At 46.4% G+C, this 17,254-nt stretch carries 10 protein-coding genes and 2 pseudogenes; 6 read left to right on the top strand and 6 right to left on the bottom strand.

The genetic code is table 11. The annotated features are described in order from the left end of the window. Positions 1-386: 386 nt before the first annotated feature. The gene (locus K7I13_RS00280) at positions 387-4,346 is read left to right on the top strand and encodes a phosphoribosylformylglycinamidine synthase (RefSeq protein ID WP_255947106.1); all 3,960 of its coding nucleotides are present in this window, start codon (positions 387-389) and stop codon (positions 4,344-4,346) included. A gap of 8 nt (positions 4,347-4,354) precedes the next feature. Further along, a complete protein-coding gene (locus K7I13_RS00285; RefSeq protein WP_255947107.1) occupies positions 4,355-5,320 on the top strand; it encodes a thioredoxin family protein in 966 nt (321 codons plus the stop codon). A 186-nt stretch (positions 5,321-5,506) separates the two neighbouring features. Here the strand turns inward: K7I13_RS00285 and K7I13_RS00290 are convergent, their stop codons facing one another. Then, positions 5,507-6,283 carry a hypothetical protein gene (locus tag K7I13_RS00290; RefSeq protein WP_255947108.1) on the bottom strand — a complete coding sequence of 259 codons (777 nt, stop codon included), beginning with the start codon at positions 6,281-6,283 and terminating at the stop codon, positions 5,507-5,509. 132 nt (positions 6,284-6,415) lie between these two features. Between K7I13_RS00290 and K7I13_RS00295 the strand changes: the two are divergent. Continuing rightward, a pseudogene (locus tag K7I13_RS00295) lies at positions 6,416-7,488 on the top strand (uracil phosphoribosyltransferase). Further along, positions 7,485-8,141, top strand: a complete 657-nt coding sequence (locus tag K7I13_RS00300) for a tetratricopeptide repeat protein (RefSeq protein ID WP_255947109.1) — start codon at positions 7,485-7,487, stop codon at positions 8,139-8,141. The pseudogene K7I13_RS00295 and the gene K7I13_RS00300 overlap by 4 nt, the downstream one beginning before the upstream one ends. Here the strand turns inward: K7I13_RS00300 and thiI are convergent. The 5 genes and pseudogenes from thiI to tmk all read right to left on the bottom strand — a co-directional run bounded on the left by thiI (position 8,114) and on the right by tmk (position 12,824). After that, positions 8,114-9,324, bottom strand: a pseudogene (gene thiI, locus K7I13_RS00305) (tRNA uracil 4-sulfurtransferase ThiI). The gene K7I13_RS00300 and the pseudogene thiI sit on opposite strands and share 28 nt — an antisense overlap. A gap of 4 nt (positions 9,325-9,328) precedes the next feature. Next, positions 9,329-10,486: a cysteine desulfurase family protein gene (locus tag K7I13_RS00310; protein WP_255947110.1), complete on the bottom strand. Its 1,158-nt coding sequence runs from the start codon at positions 10,484-10,486 to the stop codon at positions 9,329-9,331. Continuing rightward, the gene (gene aroB, locus K7I13_RS00315; RefSeq protein WP_255947111.1) at positions 10,483-11,460 is read right to left on the bottom strand and encodes a 3-dehydroquinate synthase; all 978 of its coding nucleotides are present in this window, start codon (positions 11,458-11,460) and stop codon (positions 10,483-10,485) included. Before aroB ends, K7I13_RS00310 begins: the two co-directional genes overlap by 4 nt. Positions 11,461-11,551: 91 nt before the next feature. Next, a complete protein-coding gene (locus K7I13_RS00320; protein WP_255947112.1) occupies positions 11,552-12,184 on the bottom strand; it encodes a DUF8513 domain-containing protein in 633 nt (210 codons plus the stop codon). Continuing rightward, positions 12,177-12,824: a dTMP kinase gene (tmk, locus tag K7I13_RS00325; RefSeq protein ID WP_255947113.1), complete on the bottom strand. Its 648-nt coding sequence runs from the start codon at positions 12,822-12,824 to the stop codon at positions 12,177-12,179. Before tmk ends, K7I13_RS00320 begins: the two co-directional genes overlap by 8 nt. Before the next feature lie 48 nt (positions 12,825-12,872). Between tmk and K7I13_RS00330 the strand changes: the two genes are divergently transcribed. Beyond that, complete coding sequence (locus K7I13_RS00330) at positions 12,873-15,074, top strand: AsmA family protein (protein ID WP_255947114.1); 2,202 nt, start codon at positions 12,873-12,875, stop codon at positions 15,072-15,074. Between the two features lie 97 nt (positions 15,075-15,171). Further along, a complete protein-coding gene (locus K7I13_RS00335; protein WP_255947115.1) occupies positions 15,172-17,247 on the top strand; it encodes a translocation/assembly module TamB domain-containing protein in 2,076 nt (691 codons plus the stop codon). Positions 17,248-17,254 lie beyond the last annotated feature (7 nt).

Consider the following 17,254-nt stretch of genomic DNA (forward strand, 5'->3'; position numbering starts at 1 on the left):
ATTATTTGACTATAATACCATAGTTCGAGGTTTTTTAAAACCTCTGCTTTTTGGGGACCTCTAAAAACAGGAGCTTTTACAAACCCTCTTATGATTCTACCCCAGGAAATTCCCAAATACAAGTATAAAACCCCAATAATCAACGGGCTTTATCTGTGTGTAATAATATACTGAAATTCGGGCTGTTTTCAAAACAAAATCGGCCTGCTGCCCGGAAAAACTGACCCGAAGGTTTATTCCAGAATACGGGTGAATAACGCCGCATTCAGCGGAAAACTCCGCCGAATAACCAGCAATCCTGGTAAAATACGATATCTATTTCCGCTGAGGCATAGCAATTTTCTCTGTTTTATGGCAGACTTCCGGTATCTTTTTCGGGGGTGCGAATGAAGTCTTCCGTATATCGCCTGTTTGTTGAACGTAAGGACGGTTTTGATATTGAGGCTGACAGGCTTTTTTCCGAGCTGACCTGCTTTGTTGGGGTGAAAGGACTCGCCGGGGTACGCTTTTTCAGCCGCTATGATATAGAAGGTATTGATTATCAGACTTTCATGAATTCGATCGGTACGGTTTTTTCCGAACCTCAAAGCGACCGGGTTTTTGAGGATGTCCTCCCTGTCCGGCCTGAAGAAACGGTCTTATCTGTTGAATATCTCCCCGGTCAATATGATCAGCGCGCCGACTCCGCCGAACAGTGCCTGGCTCTGCTCGGAAGCGGCAAAGAAAAACCAATACGGGTCCGCTGCGCCCGAGTGTATGTCTTCAGCGGAAATCTTGATCCGGAAAATCTGGAAAAAATACGGATTTTTTTGATCAATCCTGTTGACTCGAGGGAGGCTTCACCTGAAAAACCCGCAACCCTTGAAATGCGGCAGAACGAACCTCCAGATGTTCCGGTTATGGATGGATTTACCGGTCTTGATAATGAGGGGATAGCCGCTTTTATTGGTGAATATGGCCTCGCCATGGACCGTGCCGATGCTCTTTTTCTTCAGTCATATTTCAAATCAAAAGGCAGAAACCCGACCGAAGCTGAAATACGGGTACTTGATACCTACTGGTCTGATCATTGCCGGCATACAACATTTAATACCAATCTTGAGTCGGTTTCCGTTGAAGAGGGACCGTACAAAGATATTTTTCTGGAAGCCCTTTCCTTTTATTCCGGAATCCGCGCGGAAGTGTATGGAGAAAATGCTGATATAAAACCGGTGACGCTGATGGATATGGCTGTTATCGGCGCAAAGGCACTCAAAAAACGTGGATTTCTGAATGATCTTGAAGAATCAGGAGAAATAAACGCCTGTTCCATTTTTATTGATGTAAATATTACTGATGAAAAAGGAATCAGGACCGGAACTGAAACCTGGCTTTTAATGTTCAAAAATGAAACGCATAATCATCCCACGGAAATAGAACCGTTCGGCGGGGCCGCGACCTGTATCGGAGGCGCAATCCGTGACCCGCTTTCCGGACGTTCATGGGTATATCAGGCCCTCAGGGTTACCGGAGCGGGTAATCCTACTGTACCTATCGAGGCAACAGTTAAAGGCAAGCTCCCCCAGATACAGCTGACCCGGGAGGCCGCGGCGGGATTCAGTTCTTACGGAAATCAGATAGGCTTAACCACCGGACAGGTTGTCGAATATTATGATCCCGGTTTTCTCGCGAAACGCATGGAACTGGGCGCGGTCATCGCAGCCGCCCCCGCTTCTTCGGTTATTAGGGAAGAGCCGGAAACCGGTGATGTTGTTATCCTTCTTGGAGGCGGAACCGGCCGCGACGGAATCGGAGGCGCGACAGGTTCCTCCAAGGCCCATACCGTAGAATCGGTCGCGACCGCGGGGGCCGAGGTTCAGAAGGGAAATGCTCCCGAAGAACGGAAAATCCAGCGGCTTTTCCGTGATCCCGATACTGCAAAACTCATAAGGCGGTGCAATGACTTCGGCGCCGGAGGCGTTGCCGTGGCCGTTGGGGAGCTGGCCGCCGGAATTGATATTAATCTTGACGCTGTTCCGAAAAAATACGCGGGGCTTACCGGGACTGAAATCGCAATTTCTGAATCCCAGGAACGTATGGCTGTTGTTGTAAGGCAAAAGGACACGCAGAAATTTATAGAAGCGGCAAAACGGGAAAACCTGAATGCTGCTGTTATCGCCGTAATTACGGACAAAGCGAAACTGGTCATGAACTGGAAAGGGCGGACCATTGTTGATATTGACCGAAGTTTTCTTGATACTGCGGGAGCGCAGCGCTCGGCGAAAGCCATTATCAGCCAGCCCTCCGGGGAATTTTCCTTTGCGGGAAAGGCGGACAGTTCGCCGGATCCCACCGCATATTCCCTGGCCGACCGCTGGATTTCGGTCCTTTCGGATATTTCCGTAGCGTCCCGGAGAGGCCTTTCGGAACGCTTTGACGGTTCTATAGGATCGGCTTCCGTTTTATTTCCAATGGGAGGCTTCTGCCAGTCAACGCCTGAAGCAGGTATGGCTGCCCGGATCCCGGTTCCGGGAGACAAACATACAACTACAGTCAGTCTGATGACCATGGGCTATGATCCGAAGGCGGCGAACTGGAGTCCTTTTCATGCCGCGCAGTATGCGGTTCTTGAATCCCTTGCGAAAATCCTTGCCTTAGGCGGAGACCCCCGCAAGGCCCGGCTTTCATTTCAGGAATATTTTGAACGTACGGAAAATGAAAAAGCCTGGGGAAAACCTGCGGCCGCTCTTCTTGGCGCCCTGAAAGCCCAGATCGCGGCAGGAACGCCTTCGATCGGCGGAAAGGACAGTATGTCCGGAACCTTCCATGATATGCATGTTCCCCCCACACTGGTTTCGTTTGCCGTTTCGGTTACAGAAGACGCAAAAGTAAGAAGCGGCGCCCTGGCCTCGGCCGGCAGTCTGCTTGTTCTTATACAAACTCCCTGGCTTGAAGACCAGACCCCTGACTGGGATGCTTTTCTTTCACATACTGAAAAACTGCTTGCCCTGTCAGGCGGAAGTGCGGGGGAATCTTCTGCTGTACGCGCCGCATATCCGGTAGGAGCCGGCGGAATCGCCGCATGCCTTTCCAAGATGGCTTTCGGAAACAGTATAGGGATGGAACTGGATGCGGAAGCTCTTTCCGGAATCAGTATTCCTCATGTTTTTGATTCCGGTTCCGAAAAAGCCGCGGGTGATAAAAACAGCCGGATATTCGAAGCGGATAATAATATCCTGTTTGCTCCGCTTTACGGGTCCCTTATTATTGAACTTGCTGATACGGAAACAGTACGGAACTTTATCAGGGATTCGGGGTGGGTTTGTATCGGCAAAACAAATAATGAACAGTCCATACAAGCCGGCCCGGTTGTCATTTCCCTTGATGAGGCCTGTAAAGCCTGGGAACATACCCTTGCCAGGGTCTTTCCTCCTGTCTCCGGCGCTTCCGGACAGAATCCTGTTCCTGACTGGGCCCATGAATTGTACCAGACTGTTCCTGATGCGGATAAAAAGATCCCGTATCTGAAAGAAAATAAAAAACCGCTTGTTGTACTTCCCGTATTTCCCGGCACAAACTGTGAATTTGACATGGCCCGGGCGTTCCGGCTTGCCGGAGCCGATATCCGGACCGTTGTTTTACGCAACCGGACTGAAAAGGATCTTGAAGAGTCCATTTTCGAGCTGCAGACCGCTATTGATCAGGCCCATATTCTGGCATTTTCGGGAGGTTTTTCGGCAGGCGATGAACCGGACGGTTCCGGGAAATTTATCGCGGCCATTATCCGTGAAAACAGAATAGCGGACAGTATCATGAATCTGACGGAAAACAGAAAAAACCTGATACTCGGAATCTGCAATGGTTTTCAGGCTCTTATAAAAACAGGCCTGGTTCCTTACGGAAAAATACTCGATCCGTCTGAAGACATGCCCACTCTTACCCATAATACAATCGGAAGACATATTTCCCGGTTTGTCAGTACCCGTATTGTTTCCCGGCTGAGTCCCTGGTCCGATAATCCTGATCTTTTTCCGGGAAAAATTCATAAAATTCCTATATCACACGGGGAAGGACGTGTTATAATACGAGAGGCACTGGCAAAAGAACTTTTTGCGGCCGGACAGATTTTTACGCAATATGTTGATAAAGCAGGATTACCCGCCTCACTTGAACCGGATAATCCGAACGGTTCCATGTATGCTATAGAAGGTATGACTGATTCATCCGGCAGAATTCTTGGCAAAATGGGCCATTCGGAACGTCCCATTGATTTTATCGGCGGAAAGAATCCCGCACTCTTGTTCAAAAACATCCCGGGCGATACAATTCAGAATATATTCACCGCGGGTGTAAGATACTTTTATTAGGAGATTGTATGAAAAAATTATTGGCAATTTTTGCAGGAGTTCTGGTTCTCCTTTTTGCGGGTTGTGAAAAACAGCGTACCGTTGTTGACGCCGAACCCCAGACAACATGGATTACAGACGTTGACGAGGCCAAGGCCCTTGCAAAAGAAACCGGCAAATCCGTGCTTATTGTATTTACCGGCTCAGACTGGAATGAACAGAGCCAGGAAATGAATGAGACTGTTTTTACCGGGGAGTTCTTTGAAAAGGCTTCGCCGGAATATGTTCTGTGCAATATTGATATTGTTCAGGATGAAACACTGATGGATTTGGAACAGCTGGAAAAAAACTATATTGCTGCGGCGACCTATGCTGTACAGGTCCTGCCTTTCTTTGTCATGCTGACTCCTGATGGTGATGTTTACGGAAAAACAATGGCGACAGAGAGTACTTTTACCACAGAAGGTCTTCTGGTTTATCTGGAATCCTATTTTCCGGAACGGGACAAGCTTGTCAGCTTAAAGGAAAAAATAGATAAATCAAGGGGAGTTAACCGCGCCGTTAATATCGATAATTTTATAGAAGCTCTCTCTCCGACACAGCGGGAAGAATACGGCGACCTTATCCGTGAAGTCCCCGAACTGGATAAGAAAAACAAAAAAGGACTCCGTTCCAAATATCTTCTCCAGATAGCTTATCTCGACGCCATCGGCTATTATCAGAATGGAAATCTTCTTGCTGCCGGTGAAGGCTTCAGGACAGTCGCGGAAAGCGGTGAACTTGATCCTGCCCAGACCCAGGAAGCCCTGTATATGGCCTCATATATGTTTGCCATGTCCGGACAGGTGGACAATGCTGCAATAATTTCAATGCTGGAAATGGCGATACTTGCCGACCCTGAAAACCCCGGATCAAGCCAGATACAGTATATTATTGACGGAATGAACGCAGAACTTGAAGGATATGACGGCGTACCGCTGGAAGAATTTGAATAAAATACCTTGCCGCAGAGCAGGCAGTCCTCCGGCTGAGGTGTTTTGTTCTCCCGTGGAATTGGTCTCGGGTTTAATACCATAGACCCTCGCCACGAATAAAGATGGTATCCGGCCTCCGGCGAAACAAAACCGGAGACTGGAATTGTCTGACATCACCAGATTTTTCAGTTTTTCCCTGGCCGGAACTTAATCCTTCCAGGGGAAAATAAGATTGCGGAGACTTCTTGTTCCGACAATTTCCATATCTTCCGCTATTAATTCGGACCAGGGGACGGATTTTCTGAGTTTTGAAAATTCTTCGCTGTCCTGCTGTTCCAGCCAGTCATATTTATACATTCTGAGTTTAAAGGCTTCGTTCTGCGCAAGGACCAATCCGGCGAGAAAAGTAATAAGCATAAATGAAAATAAAAGCAGAACTATTGAATAAAAAAACATAAAAACAGAAAATCCTATATTATCAAGACAAATAATAAAAGATTTTTTCAGGCATTTGAAAAACCGTGTATCAAGCTGGCTTCTGACCGGTAAAAACCACTGGAGCGATAAGATGACTGCAAACGCGATCCAGAACAGGCCCCCTGCGCAGGCGTAACCGAAAACCCCGCCCGCGGCCAGGTAATACCGTATCCCTGTTGAAAAAATAAAATAGAGAACACACAGGAGAATCCCATACAGTACGCCATGCATCCATGTATTTTTCAGCGCCGTAAAAAAATCCCTGACTGAAAATGATTTATAATCAGCAACTCCCGCCATTACTATGGATGTTGCCATCATTATCACGCTGAGTATAATAACTATAAGTACCAGAATCCCGGTTACGGCGAGGATATTGTCCTGTACAAGCCCGGTAAGAAAGATTCCGCCGACAATTACGGCAAGAGACAGCAGATTTAATACAAAAATGGACAATAAATGGTCCCAGCCGTCATAGAATGCTTTTTTAATGAAAAATCCGATCATAGGAGAAAAGTGTATCCCTCCCTCCTGAAAAAAACAAGCGGTAATTTTACACTCAAAATTCTCCTAACAGGTATTTTTCCCTTTTCCCGTATGGCTTTTTTATGGTAAAATCCAAAAGGAGGATAAGCAGGTATGAGCAAAGTAGTAGTCGGTGCGGATTCGCTTGACGGATATTTGACTGAAAAAGATATAACCTATCTGGACAGAATGGACAAATTGTATATACGCGCCATGGATTCGTTTAAAATTCTTGCGGCGGGCGGTTTCAGTTCAACTCTTGCTAATGAAGAAAAAAAGGTAATCGATATATTCAATGAAATGGGCCATGTTATGCAGGATATCTGCAAGGAAGCCCCGGGAATCAAGGTATATTCCTTCGAAACCGAAAAAGAAAGCCACGCTGAAGCTTCCCGGGTTATTGCCAAACTCAGGGACATACGGACAGGGCATAATGAATTTGTATATTATATCCAGCGTTCCTATGAAATGCTGTTCAGACTTGCTTTTAATAACCAGGACCATTCGGAGAATAAAAATTATCTGGTGGTAAAGACGCCGGTAACCGCGCCCATACAGAACTATGCAGTACATAAAATTCCGGACATTGATTATAAAATAGAAAATTCGGTTATGTGTGTCCTGCTCAGAGGCGCGCTTCTTCCTTCAATGATAATGTCAAAAGAGATTGAGGAGTATTCCTCCCACGGCTATGTAACCCCTTTTGCCTTATTTAAAATAAAACGAAATGACTCAAAAAAGAAAAAAACATGGAATATATTTTTGATCTTGACAGATCGTATTTCAATATAGATGAATTGAACGGCAGGGATCTTATTTTCGCCGATCCCATGAATGCAACAGGAGGGAGCCTTGTTACTGTTGTAAAATACCTGACCGAGCATGGTGTTAAGCCGAAATCGATCAGTTTTTTCAATGTCATTTCCGCGCTGAAAGGGGCTTTGCGTGTTGTCCGCGCCCTCGATAACTGTACGGTTTATACATTGTGGATGGATCCCGTATTGAATTCAGCCGCTTATATAATGCCCGGTCTTGGAGATGCCGGTGACCGGATAAACGGAAAAGACACGGAAGAAACACCCCGGGATATTATTCAGTTAATTGCCGACTACGGAAGTGATATTGCAGGTTTATACCGGTCCCAGCTGCGGAAGATCGAACAGGTTGTTCTCGGTACCGGAAAATGAAAAAGCTGCCACAGATTTGCGCCTGTATTTTTCTGTCCCTTGTTCTTGGCTCCTGCGCTTCCGGAGGTTTCAGAATGTCCGGAAAGGATCTCGCGGCGGAATATTACACAATCGCGGAGGCGTATGTGGGGCTCGCAAAGTATGACAAGGCGATTCCCTATTACCAAAAAGCGTCCCGGCAAAAAGAATACGCAAACCTTGCCCGGTACGGGCTTGCGAGGGCCTATGCCCTGGCCGGGCAATGGGATGACGCCTGTGCGGAATTCGGAAAACTGTATAAGAAAGATCCTTCAAATACCATACTTATTTCAGCCTATGCCTATGCGCTGGTTTCCGCGGGAAGAATAGACGAAGGCCTGGAGCTTTACGGGATACTGTATGAAAAGAAAATCGAAGACCCGCAGGCCGCGCGGGATTATGCCGAGATACTGGTTCTGGCAGGCAAATTTACTGAAGCCCAGGCCATAACGGAGGAGTTAAAAGCAAATTTTCCCGATTCGGACGCGCTTAAGGAGATCAACAAACTGGAAGAGAAAATCGAAGCAGGGCTGAATCCTCCGGAGGAAAAACCTCCCGATGAAGACAGTCCCGGAGAAGGGGATGCTGTCCCTGCTCCGGAAAACAGTCAGACACCCGAAACTCCGGTATCCTGAACTTTTTCAAGCCATCCGAACCGCAAATGTTCACGTTCCGAAAAGGCCTTTTCAAGCAGTCCGTCTATTTTCATATTTTCATACAGGACAGAAGATTCCTGCAAGTCCGCTTTCAGAACGGGATGTTTTGGTGAAAACAGAACGCAGCAGTCTTCATACGGCAGGATGGAAATATCATAGGTCCCTATCTGCTTGGCCGTGGTCACGATTTCTTCTTTGTCCATCCCTATAAGTGGGCGCAGTACCGGAAATTCCGCATAGGAATTGGTAACCGTCAGGTTTTCAATTGTCTGGCTGGCTACCTGCCCGAGACTTTCACCCGTGATAATGGTTTTTGCGCCGATTTTGCTGCAAAGCATATTCGCGGTCCGCATCATGCAAACCCGCAAAAGCAGAGTCGCAAATGCCGGCGGGCTGTTTTCCCTTATGTGCTGCTGTACTTCCGTAAACGGGACAATATTCAAATGAGTCCCGACACCGTATCCTGCCAGTACCCGGGCCAGGTTTTCAACTTTTTGCCTGGCTTCGGGGAGGTGTAGGGATGGGAATGAAAATACAGACAGTCAACTTTCATGCCGCGCCGGATCATGCGGTAACCCGCAACCGGTGAATCAATGCCTCCCGAAAGCAGGAGCAGTCCCTTTCCTCCTGTTCCGCATGGAAGTCCCCGGTTACCCGGTATTTCCTCTCCATATACAAAACAGCGTTCACGGACTTCCACCGTAATTTCAATTTCCGGATTATGGACATCTACAGCGAGAATATTATTTTCATATACTGCTTCGCCCATAAGGCGGGCGATCTCATAGGAAGTCAGGGGGAAACTCTTATCCGACCTGCGAGCTTCTATTTTAAATGTCTTTTTCCCCATATCCCTTGCTTTGACCGCTACCGCAAGAACAGCCTGTTTTATCCGGTCGGTATCCTTCTCGACAATGACCGCCCGCGCCCATCCTGTTATTCCCGTAAGATGACGGAGGGCATATTCCGCCGCCTGTGAATATATTTCGTCTATTTCGATATACATCCGTCCGGCCCTGAGCAGAACTTTTGCGTTTTTGCCTTCCAGAAAAAGCTGGGCATTCTGGACAAGCCGCTGTTCAAAATCCTTGCGGTTTCCGCCTTTCAGAGTCAGTTCCCCGATCTTTATCAGATATATTACTTTATTTGATATAGTATTCAATCTGTCACTCCTTTTTTGTATGCATTTTATTTTTTTGATATATGTCTTTGAGTGTTTCTGTCAGACAGTCAATGTCCTGTTTTGTTGTTGACTTTCCTGTGGATACCCTGAAAGCCCCGAGCTGTTTTTCCGGTTTGACATGCATTGCCTGAAGTACAGGCCTTGCGCGGCTGCGGGACGAGCAGGCCGAACCTGTTGAAATAAAAATTCCCCGCTCGGAAAGTATTCGTACCAGTACTTCGCCGGGAAACATGGAATTGGTAAACTGGAAAATATACGGTGAAAACCGTCTGTCATCCGGCTTCCTTGTTTCCGGCACCGGCGCAATACCGGGAACTGAGCATAGAGACTCGATAATATATTCGGCCATTGAGTAACTCCGGTCATCTGCGGGGCTGCGGCAGTTTTTTACCAGACAGGCTGCGAGTCCCCAGGCCCCGGCGATATTTTCGGTTCCAGGGCGGATTCCGCTCTCCTGTCCGCCTCCCATGATAAAGGGTTCAAAGCGTTTTTTATGATATAAAAGTCCGATACCCCGCGGGCCTCCCAGTTTATGAGCGCTTACTGCCGCCGAATCTATCTCAGGACAATTCAGATTCACCGGGATTTTTCCGGCTGCCTGAACAATATCAACATGAAAAAAGGGTTTCTTTTTCCCTTTTGTCCGGTCCGCGATCCCGGCTGCTATTTCTTCAACAGGCTGAACGGCTCCTGTTTCATTATTGACTGCCATTACCGCTACGTAAGCCGTATCATCCCTGATAGTGGACAATACGGCTTCCGGTGTTATAAAACCTTCCCCTGTTGCCGGAATAATAAGAGTTTTCCAGCCGCAGTGTGCAAGAATCCTTGCCTGTTCAATGACAGCCGGATGTTCGATTGCGCTTATCGCAAGCGTACCCTGTACGGGACGTCTCAGCAGGGCGAGCAGCGGAAGATGGCCGGCTTCGGTCCCGCCCGAAGTAAATACTATTGTCTGCGGCTTGACATTCAGGGCCTCCGCGCATTTTTGCCTTGCCTCGGCAAGTTTTGAAGCCGACTTCTGCCCGGCGGCATGAATGCTGGATGGATTGCCGTAACAGGTAAGGGCCGTGTCACAGGTTTCCTGAAAAATTTCAGGATCGGGAGGCGCTGTGGCGGCCCAGTCAAGAAATATATTCATTCCAGTATCGCCTCTATATCGGAATCCGGTGTGGTCATTAATACTGTTGAATTCAGTTTATTCTGGAGTACGAAACGGACTGTTCCTTCCTGCTTTTTTTTGTCATTTTTCATTGCGGAGAGCAGTTCCTGCACCGCCTGTTTTCCCTTTGCCCGGAGAGCAGGGTGCATAGGATCAGAGTTCCAGCCGTAGCGGTCAAAGACGGATACTACCGTATTATAATACTCCCTGTCCGTAATCCCGAGGTGTATGCCGAGCGCAAGCGCCCGGGATATTCCCCACGCAACAGCCTCTCCGTGGGAGACAGAACCCAGACCCGCCGCCGTTTCAAGGGCATGAGCGAAGGTATGTCCCAGATTCAGATATTTCCGTATACCCGACTCATGCAGATCTTTTTTTACAATCTCTGCCTTTGCCTTAATGCTCCGGAATATGACTTCTTCAAGAATTTCCGGATCACGGTTCAGTATTTTTTCAGAAGCCTGAGACAGGAGCTGAAAAAGTTTTCTGTCACTGATAAGCGCTATTTTTAAGACTTCCGCAAGTCCTGAACGGAATTCCCTATCGCTCAGGGTATCAAGAGTATGTACAATTACATGAATCTCCTGCGCCGGATAAAAACTGCCCGCAAGGTTTTTATAGCCGAGAAAATCGACCCCGGTTTTTCCGCCGACTGCAGCGTCAACCATTGCCAGCAATGTTGTAGGGACCAGAATAAGCCGTGTTCCGCGCATATAGAGCGAAGCCGCAAAGGCCGCCATATCGGTAATGACGCCGCCGCCAAAGCCGATAAACAGACTGTCCCGGCCCAGTCCCGAGTTCAGGGCTGTTTCAAGAATTTTTTCGATATTTTCAAGGTTTTTATGTTCTTCACCGGCAGGAATAATTATAAGCGGAACGGAGTTATCAAAATTCCGGGCGTTGCGCAGAAGTGAGGCGGTATTTGAGTCGGCAATATATATACCGCCCGGCACTGAAACCTCAGGCAGGCATATTTCCGGCTGAAAATAGATTCCGGTTTTGCAGGGTGACGCGGCAAATTGTAATTGATACATGAGGTGTATTCTAGTAGGTATTTTCATCCATTGCAAGAAAGTCCGCACGGACCTTTTCAAGACGGGCAAGTTCCCGGTTAATGGTCCTTTCGTAATTCAGTTTTCCGTTCGCGATCTTTTCCCGCTCATCTTCCCAGAACTGGAGGTCCGTTAAAAATAAAAAACGGAATTCCCTGGCGTTTGCCTTTTCAGCCCAGATTTTTGCTTCATTCCAGTAATACAGGGCTGTTTTATAGCAAGTTTCGGCAGTATTAAGACTGTCGAGATTCTGTTCTTTCCAGGGCGCATTATAAAAGTAGGCGACCTGTTTGTCCCATTTTACCCCAAGCCGCAAGTGCTGCTCAACCAGTTTCAAATTAATGTGCATCATAAAAAGATACCGGTATTTTTCCCAGTCCTTTTTATCGTTTATCTTTCCCATCGCATAGAGCGGGTTGCAGAAATCAGCTTCCACGGCCCGTTCAAGCCAGTAAATATTCTCAATCGTATCATCTGGATACTGGTTATAGTGTATATGGTATAATTTATAATATTGCTCTTTATACTGTACAAAATACGGGTACAGGGATTTTGCCGGGAAAATTTGCAAAATAAAGAGCAATATCACAAAAATATGATGTCGTGAAAAAACTGGCTTATTCATCTCCCTTTATTTTCGGCAGATTTTGTATTATAGTCCATATTTTTTCTGTAATTTCAGTAACAGGTTTTTCCGCGTCAATCCTGATAATGTTCATTTCTGAAGTTTCTTTCTCATATTCGGACATAATATCCAGATAGCGGCGCCGGACTTTTTTCTGGATTTCATATTTTTCATATATTTCAGGTTTGGCGCTGCGGTTTTCTATGCGGTTCATTGCGGTTTCCGGGTCAAGATCAAAGAAAAAGAGGTATTCCGGAAGCGGAAAATCACGGTTCAGAATTCTGACCAGATCCTGATTGCCTGTTTCGCCCTGGTATGCCAGACTGGAAAAAAGATAGCGGTCGGAAATCACAGCCTTGCCCCGGGCAATTTGATCGCATATCCCGTTCTCTCCATACAGATGTTCTCCGCGGTCTGCCGCAAACAGACGCGCCATAGTGTCCGCCGTGAAGCTGAATTCTCCGCTGAGGCCCTTTCTGACCAGTTTGCCGATTTCTCCCGTTGTCGGTTCACAGGTAATCAGAAGAGGCTTTTTTTCCTTTCCATATCTGTTTTCAAAAAGTTTTTCTATTTCTTTCAGCTGTGTTGTTGTTCCTGAACCGTCAATTCCTTCAAAAACTACAAAATTATGCAATAACATAATATGATTATAATATATTTTCTGATATGATACTATAATATTAGTGAGATGAAGCGGCCTGCTCTTGTTTTAAGTATAGAAATTCTCTTCTTCGTTGCTTTACTGCTTGCAGTGTTTTTTCTGCTTAAACCGGTAAACCAGCGGTTTGAGCAGTATCTCGTTGATTTGCGCGATTCTGTTGTTGAAGAAATTGAAGACCAAACAGGTTTGCGTATTTCCTATAAGGCGCTTTCTCCTTCAATTTTCAGGGTTTTGAAATTTTCAGATTTAACCATTACGGACCCATCCACACAGACCGTTGTAGCTCATATATCAAAATTATCGGTTTCCTATTCGCTCGGGGAAATTCTACGGGGAAATTTTGCGGGAGCCCTCCGTGAAATAATCCTTGAGACAGGCGATATTTCCATTGATTATGAACAAAATAAGCAGACAATAGCTTTCTTTGCGGGCCTTTTTAAAAGCGAACCGAATCCCGATCCTGAAACATCAAGCGCTCTTGAACAGTTTTTATCAGGTTCAGTTTCAGTCCGGATAAGGAATATTTCATTTTCATACAGCGATGCGAACCAGCTTATTACCGGAAATATAGCGCGGGGACAGATCGCCATTACGGACCGGAATATTTCCTTTGAATTAACCTGTAAAGCCGCTTATGACCGGTTTGCGCTGCCGGTACTCGGAACCCTGTCCACTACACTCCGCTTAAGCGGCCGGTTTGAAAATTATCTGAGTTCCGGTTCTATAGTTTTAACTATTGATACAATCGGAAACAAGGATTTTTCCGTATCCCAGCTGGGACTTATCGCGGTATACAGAAACGGCGTTTTGTCGGTAAGTTCCGTACAGGATCTGCAGCCGATAAATATGACTCTGACATATGATATACCGGGACAGGCCCTGAATCTGTCTGTTGCGAGCAGACAGCTCCTGCCTTTCAGGTGGGGCCAGCTGAGCGTTAATAACGAATTTGTCTCGAAACTGCGCAATACGGTGCTTACGGCTGATCTGAATGTTTCCTTTTCGGCTGAACAGGGCTTGGTCTATGCGGCCAATGTAGACGCGCTTATCCCTCCCGCTTTCTATGGAGGCGGTCAGCTGCTGGCAAGCCTGAACGGAGACAGCAGCCGGATCAATTTTGATAATTTATCTTTTGCGGGAACAGAATACGATTTTTCCTATACCGGTTCCTTTGATCTGAAAAGGATTGTTCCGGACGGCTTCCTTGAAGTCAATAAAATGTTTATTCCCCGGCTTGGAACAATTTCGGGCGATATGTATGTAAACCCGGAAGGCCGGGGTTTTATATGCATTTTGCCTGAATTGACAATTAATGATGCGGTTTTTTCCTCGGTAACTGTGGAAATAGACACAGCTTCCTGGCCGGAAGTGCCATTTACGCTTAACGCGTATGAAGATACCGGACGAATCAGCGCGGAGGGTACTTATTCCGGAGAGAGGGGACATTTTCTGGAACTGTTTGTCGGTCTTGATGCTATTGGTGTTTCAAACACTCTTGGCATTCTTTCCGGTGTGTATCTGCCAAAAGACGGTATATTGTCTTCGCTGCAAACCTGGTTTGATTCTTACGCACTCACGACGGAAGTTTATTTTTCAACCGATTTTTCCAGTTTTTCATTTAACTGCACCCGTCTTGTTCTTGCTTCCGGCCAAACAGACGGTTTGTATGTTCTTTTGACGGCAAAAGGAAATGAAACCAGTGTTGATATCACCGATATTTATTTTACCCCATGGAGTTATAATATATTGGGGAATGTTAATATCGGTTTTGGTATGGGTTCCGATGTTCTTTTCAATGCTTCACTCGAGGTAAATTCCTATCCGTATAATTTTTCAGGTCTGGTATCAAAAACAGGTCTTTCCGTTTATGGCGATTATAATTTGACTGTTACTTCAGTATTTAACCGTGACGGCAGCATCCTCGGTTCCTGTCTCTTTTCAGGCTTGCCGGTACCGGTAGGACCCATGCTGTTGTCTCTTACGCTGGATTCGGAGTTTTCGTATTCCAGTGCATCAAACTGGAAAGTAAGTATTAATAATGCGCTGATTGAAGAAGTCGGCGGTTTTTTACCTCTTTCAACTATTGTTCAGTGTATAGGCATTGTTGACCAGACCGGGGTCTTTTTGCATAGTTTTACCATTTCAGATGCCTATTCAACACTTGCAGGGTATATGTCAGTGAACCGTTTCCCCAGTTCTTCCGAAGGGACCTTTATATGGCGGAAATGAAACTGCAGACAGATACTTCGAATGAATCCTTTTTCCTGACCGGACAGGTGGAACTTGCCGATGAAATATTTTTGAAGCACAGCTTGATGTTGTCGATTTGCCTCTTTTCCGGTTCTTCAGGGGACAGCAAAACAATAACACCGCAACATTTACTTTTACCTGTTCCGGTACGCCGGATAATCTATTCGCTTCGGCAAATATCCAGAATTTTATATATCAATTCGCCGGCTTTGATCTCAGGGCAAGCCTTTCTTTCTTTTTAGAGGACGGAGTCATTACACTGTATAATGGCCTTGCCTCGTGGAACGGGAATAATTTATCAAATCTTGATGGATTTTTCTCTATTGATACAATGAATGCAACACTTAAAACCTCATATTCCGGAAATTTGGGCAGTTCTCCCCTTACAGCAGATTTGCGGGTTGATTTTTTCAGCGACTATATTCCGGAAAAACCTTCCCTGTTTGACATCGGCAAGAGTCTGGAGCAGTTTACGCTGCGTGCGAGTGTAGCAAATCTGGGATGGAATACCTATTCTTCTGCGGAGAATGAACCCTTTGTATGCACCTTTGTCCATGAGCCGGGCGTTACCGCGGTATATGCCGGAAAAAATGATGCGCTGACCGGTTTTCTTTTGGATGACGGTACCTTCCTTCTGGAATCAACTTCAGAATTCCCAATCCAGTTTCAGGCAAATGGTATTATTGCAAGTCCCAATATCTCGATTGCCATTTCTGGTTTTTATGTTGATATGATGGAGCTTTACGAATTTATACCGATTCTCCCTCTGGTTTTCACGGACGGGACTATCAGCGGCAACTTTACGATTACCGGTCTTTTAAATGATCCGGAATTTAACGGGTTGCTTGCCGTTTCCGGTATCCGTTTTACGGCCCCCGATTATCTTACCGGAACATACGGTCCGGTTGATTTTGAAATACAGGCCGAAGGGAAGCTGCTTACCATACCATCTTTTCTTGTTGCCTCTGATAAAAGCGCATTTTTGATAGACGCGCTGTTTGAATTCCAGCACTGGCTGCCAACCACGATAGAAGTCAATACCGCGACGCTGTCAAACAAACCTGTTCTGGTTAATATGAGAAATAATCTTTTTGCCATATCGGGGAGCATTTCTTTTGACCTTGCAATATCCTTTTCATGGGAAGGCCTTGATATAACCGGGGTCGCCGGTTTTGAACAGGGCTATTTTTCGACCTGGCCTTCTTCCGGGGGCCAGACGCAGGACAGTACCACCAATTTTGACATGAATATCGATTTAACGCTTAATTTGGGCCAAAAGGCCGAATTCCGCTGGGTTCTGGCGGAAGTCCCTATTCTCCGCAGTTTTATACAGGCCGATGAACCCATACGCATAGCATTGAATACGCGGACGAATAATTTCCAGCTCAGGGGAGCCGCCACTCTGCGGGGAGGGGAAGTCTTCTATCTGAAGCGGAGTTTCTATCTCAGGCAGGGCAGCATTATCTTTAACGAAAACCAGTCCAGATTCGACCCGATCGTCAGCTTACGGGCGGAAATACGCGACCGCGATGAGGACGGCCAGTCGGTCAGGATTATTCTGAGCGCGGAAAATCAGCCGCTCAGTAATCTTGTGCCCGTGTTAAGTTCGGAACCTCCCAAATCCGAACTGGAACTTATGGTCCTGCTGGGCCAGGTGGCAACCGGTGACGCCAGCAGGGATACCTTATGGCGGGATGTTATAGTAGTCGGCTCTGATTTTGCCGCCCAGCTGGGAATTTTCCGCAGAGTCGAGAATGCCATCCGTGATTTCCTGCATCTTGACATGTTCTCCATACGGACGCTGCTCATACAAAACGCGATATTCGGAACGGCAATGCAGAATACAAGCGGTAATTCTTCAGAAAAAAAGATGACAATAGGTAACTATTTTGACAATACGACTGTTTATATGGGTAAATATTTCGGGTCCGCTATATTTGTGGACGCGCTGGTACATTTTAGTTATTATGATCAGGAGACGAGCCAAACAACCAGGGAAAACGTTGTCGGAAATTTGCTCATTCAGCCGGAAATCGGTCTTGAAATGAACACCCCGTTTTTTACGCTCCGATGGACAAATACTCTGGAAAACCTTGATACATTATTTGTTGCAGATAATTCAGTTTCACTGTCGTGGAAGTTTTCATACTGACCTATTT

The sequence above is a fragment of the Brucepastera parasyntrophica genome (assembly GCF_022376835.1).
Taxonomy (GTDB): Bacteria; Spirochaetota; Spirochaetia; order Treponematales; family Treponemataceae; genus Brucepastera; species Brucepastera parasyntrophica.

Excerpts from the sequence above, each read along its gene's own strand:
- K7I13_RS00280 (WP_255947106.1), top strand. The coding sequence starts at position 387 with ATGAAGTCTTCCGTATATCGCCTGTTTGTTGAACGTAAGGACGGTTTT.
- K7I13_RS00285 (WP_255947107.1), top strand. The coding sequence starts at position 4,355 with ATGAAAAAATTATTGGCAATTTTTGCAGGAGTTCTGGTTCTCCTTTTT.
- K7I13_RS00290 (WP_255947108.1), bottom strand. The coding sequence starts at position 6,283 with ATGATCGGATTTTTCATTAAAAAAGCATTCTATGACGGCTGGGACCAT.
- K7I13_RS00300 (WP_255947109.1), top strand. The coding sequence starts at position 7,485 with ATGAAAAAGCTGCCACAGATTTGCGCCTGTATTTTTCTGTCCCTTGTT.
- K7I13_RS00310 (WP_255947110.1), bottom strand. The coding sequence starts at position 10,486 with ATGAATATATTTCTTGACTGGGCCGCCACAGCGCCTCCCGATCCTGAA.
- K7I13_RS00320 (WP_255947112.1), bottom strand. The coding sequence starts at position 12,184 with ATGAATAAGCCAGTTTTTTCACGACATCATATTTTTGTGATATTGCTC.
- tmk (WP_255947113.1), bottom strand. The coding sequence starts at position 12,824 with ATGTTATTGCATAATTTTGTAGTTTTTGAAGGAATTGACGGTTCAGGA.
- K7I13_RS00330 (WP_255947114.1), top strand. The coding sequence starts at position 12,873 with ATGAAGCGGCCTGCTCTTGTTTTAAGTATAGAAATTCTCTTCTTCGTT.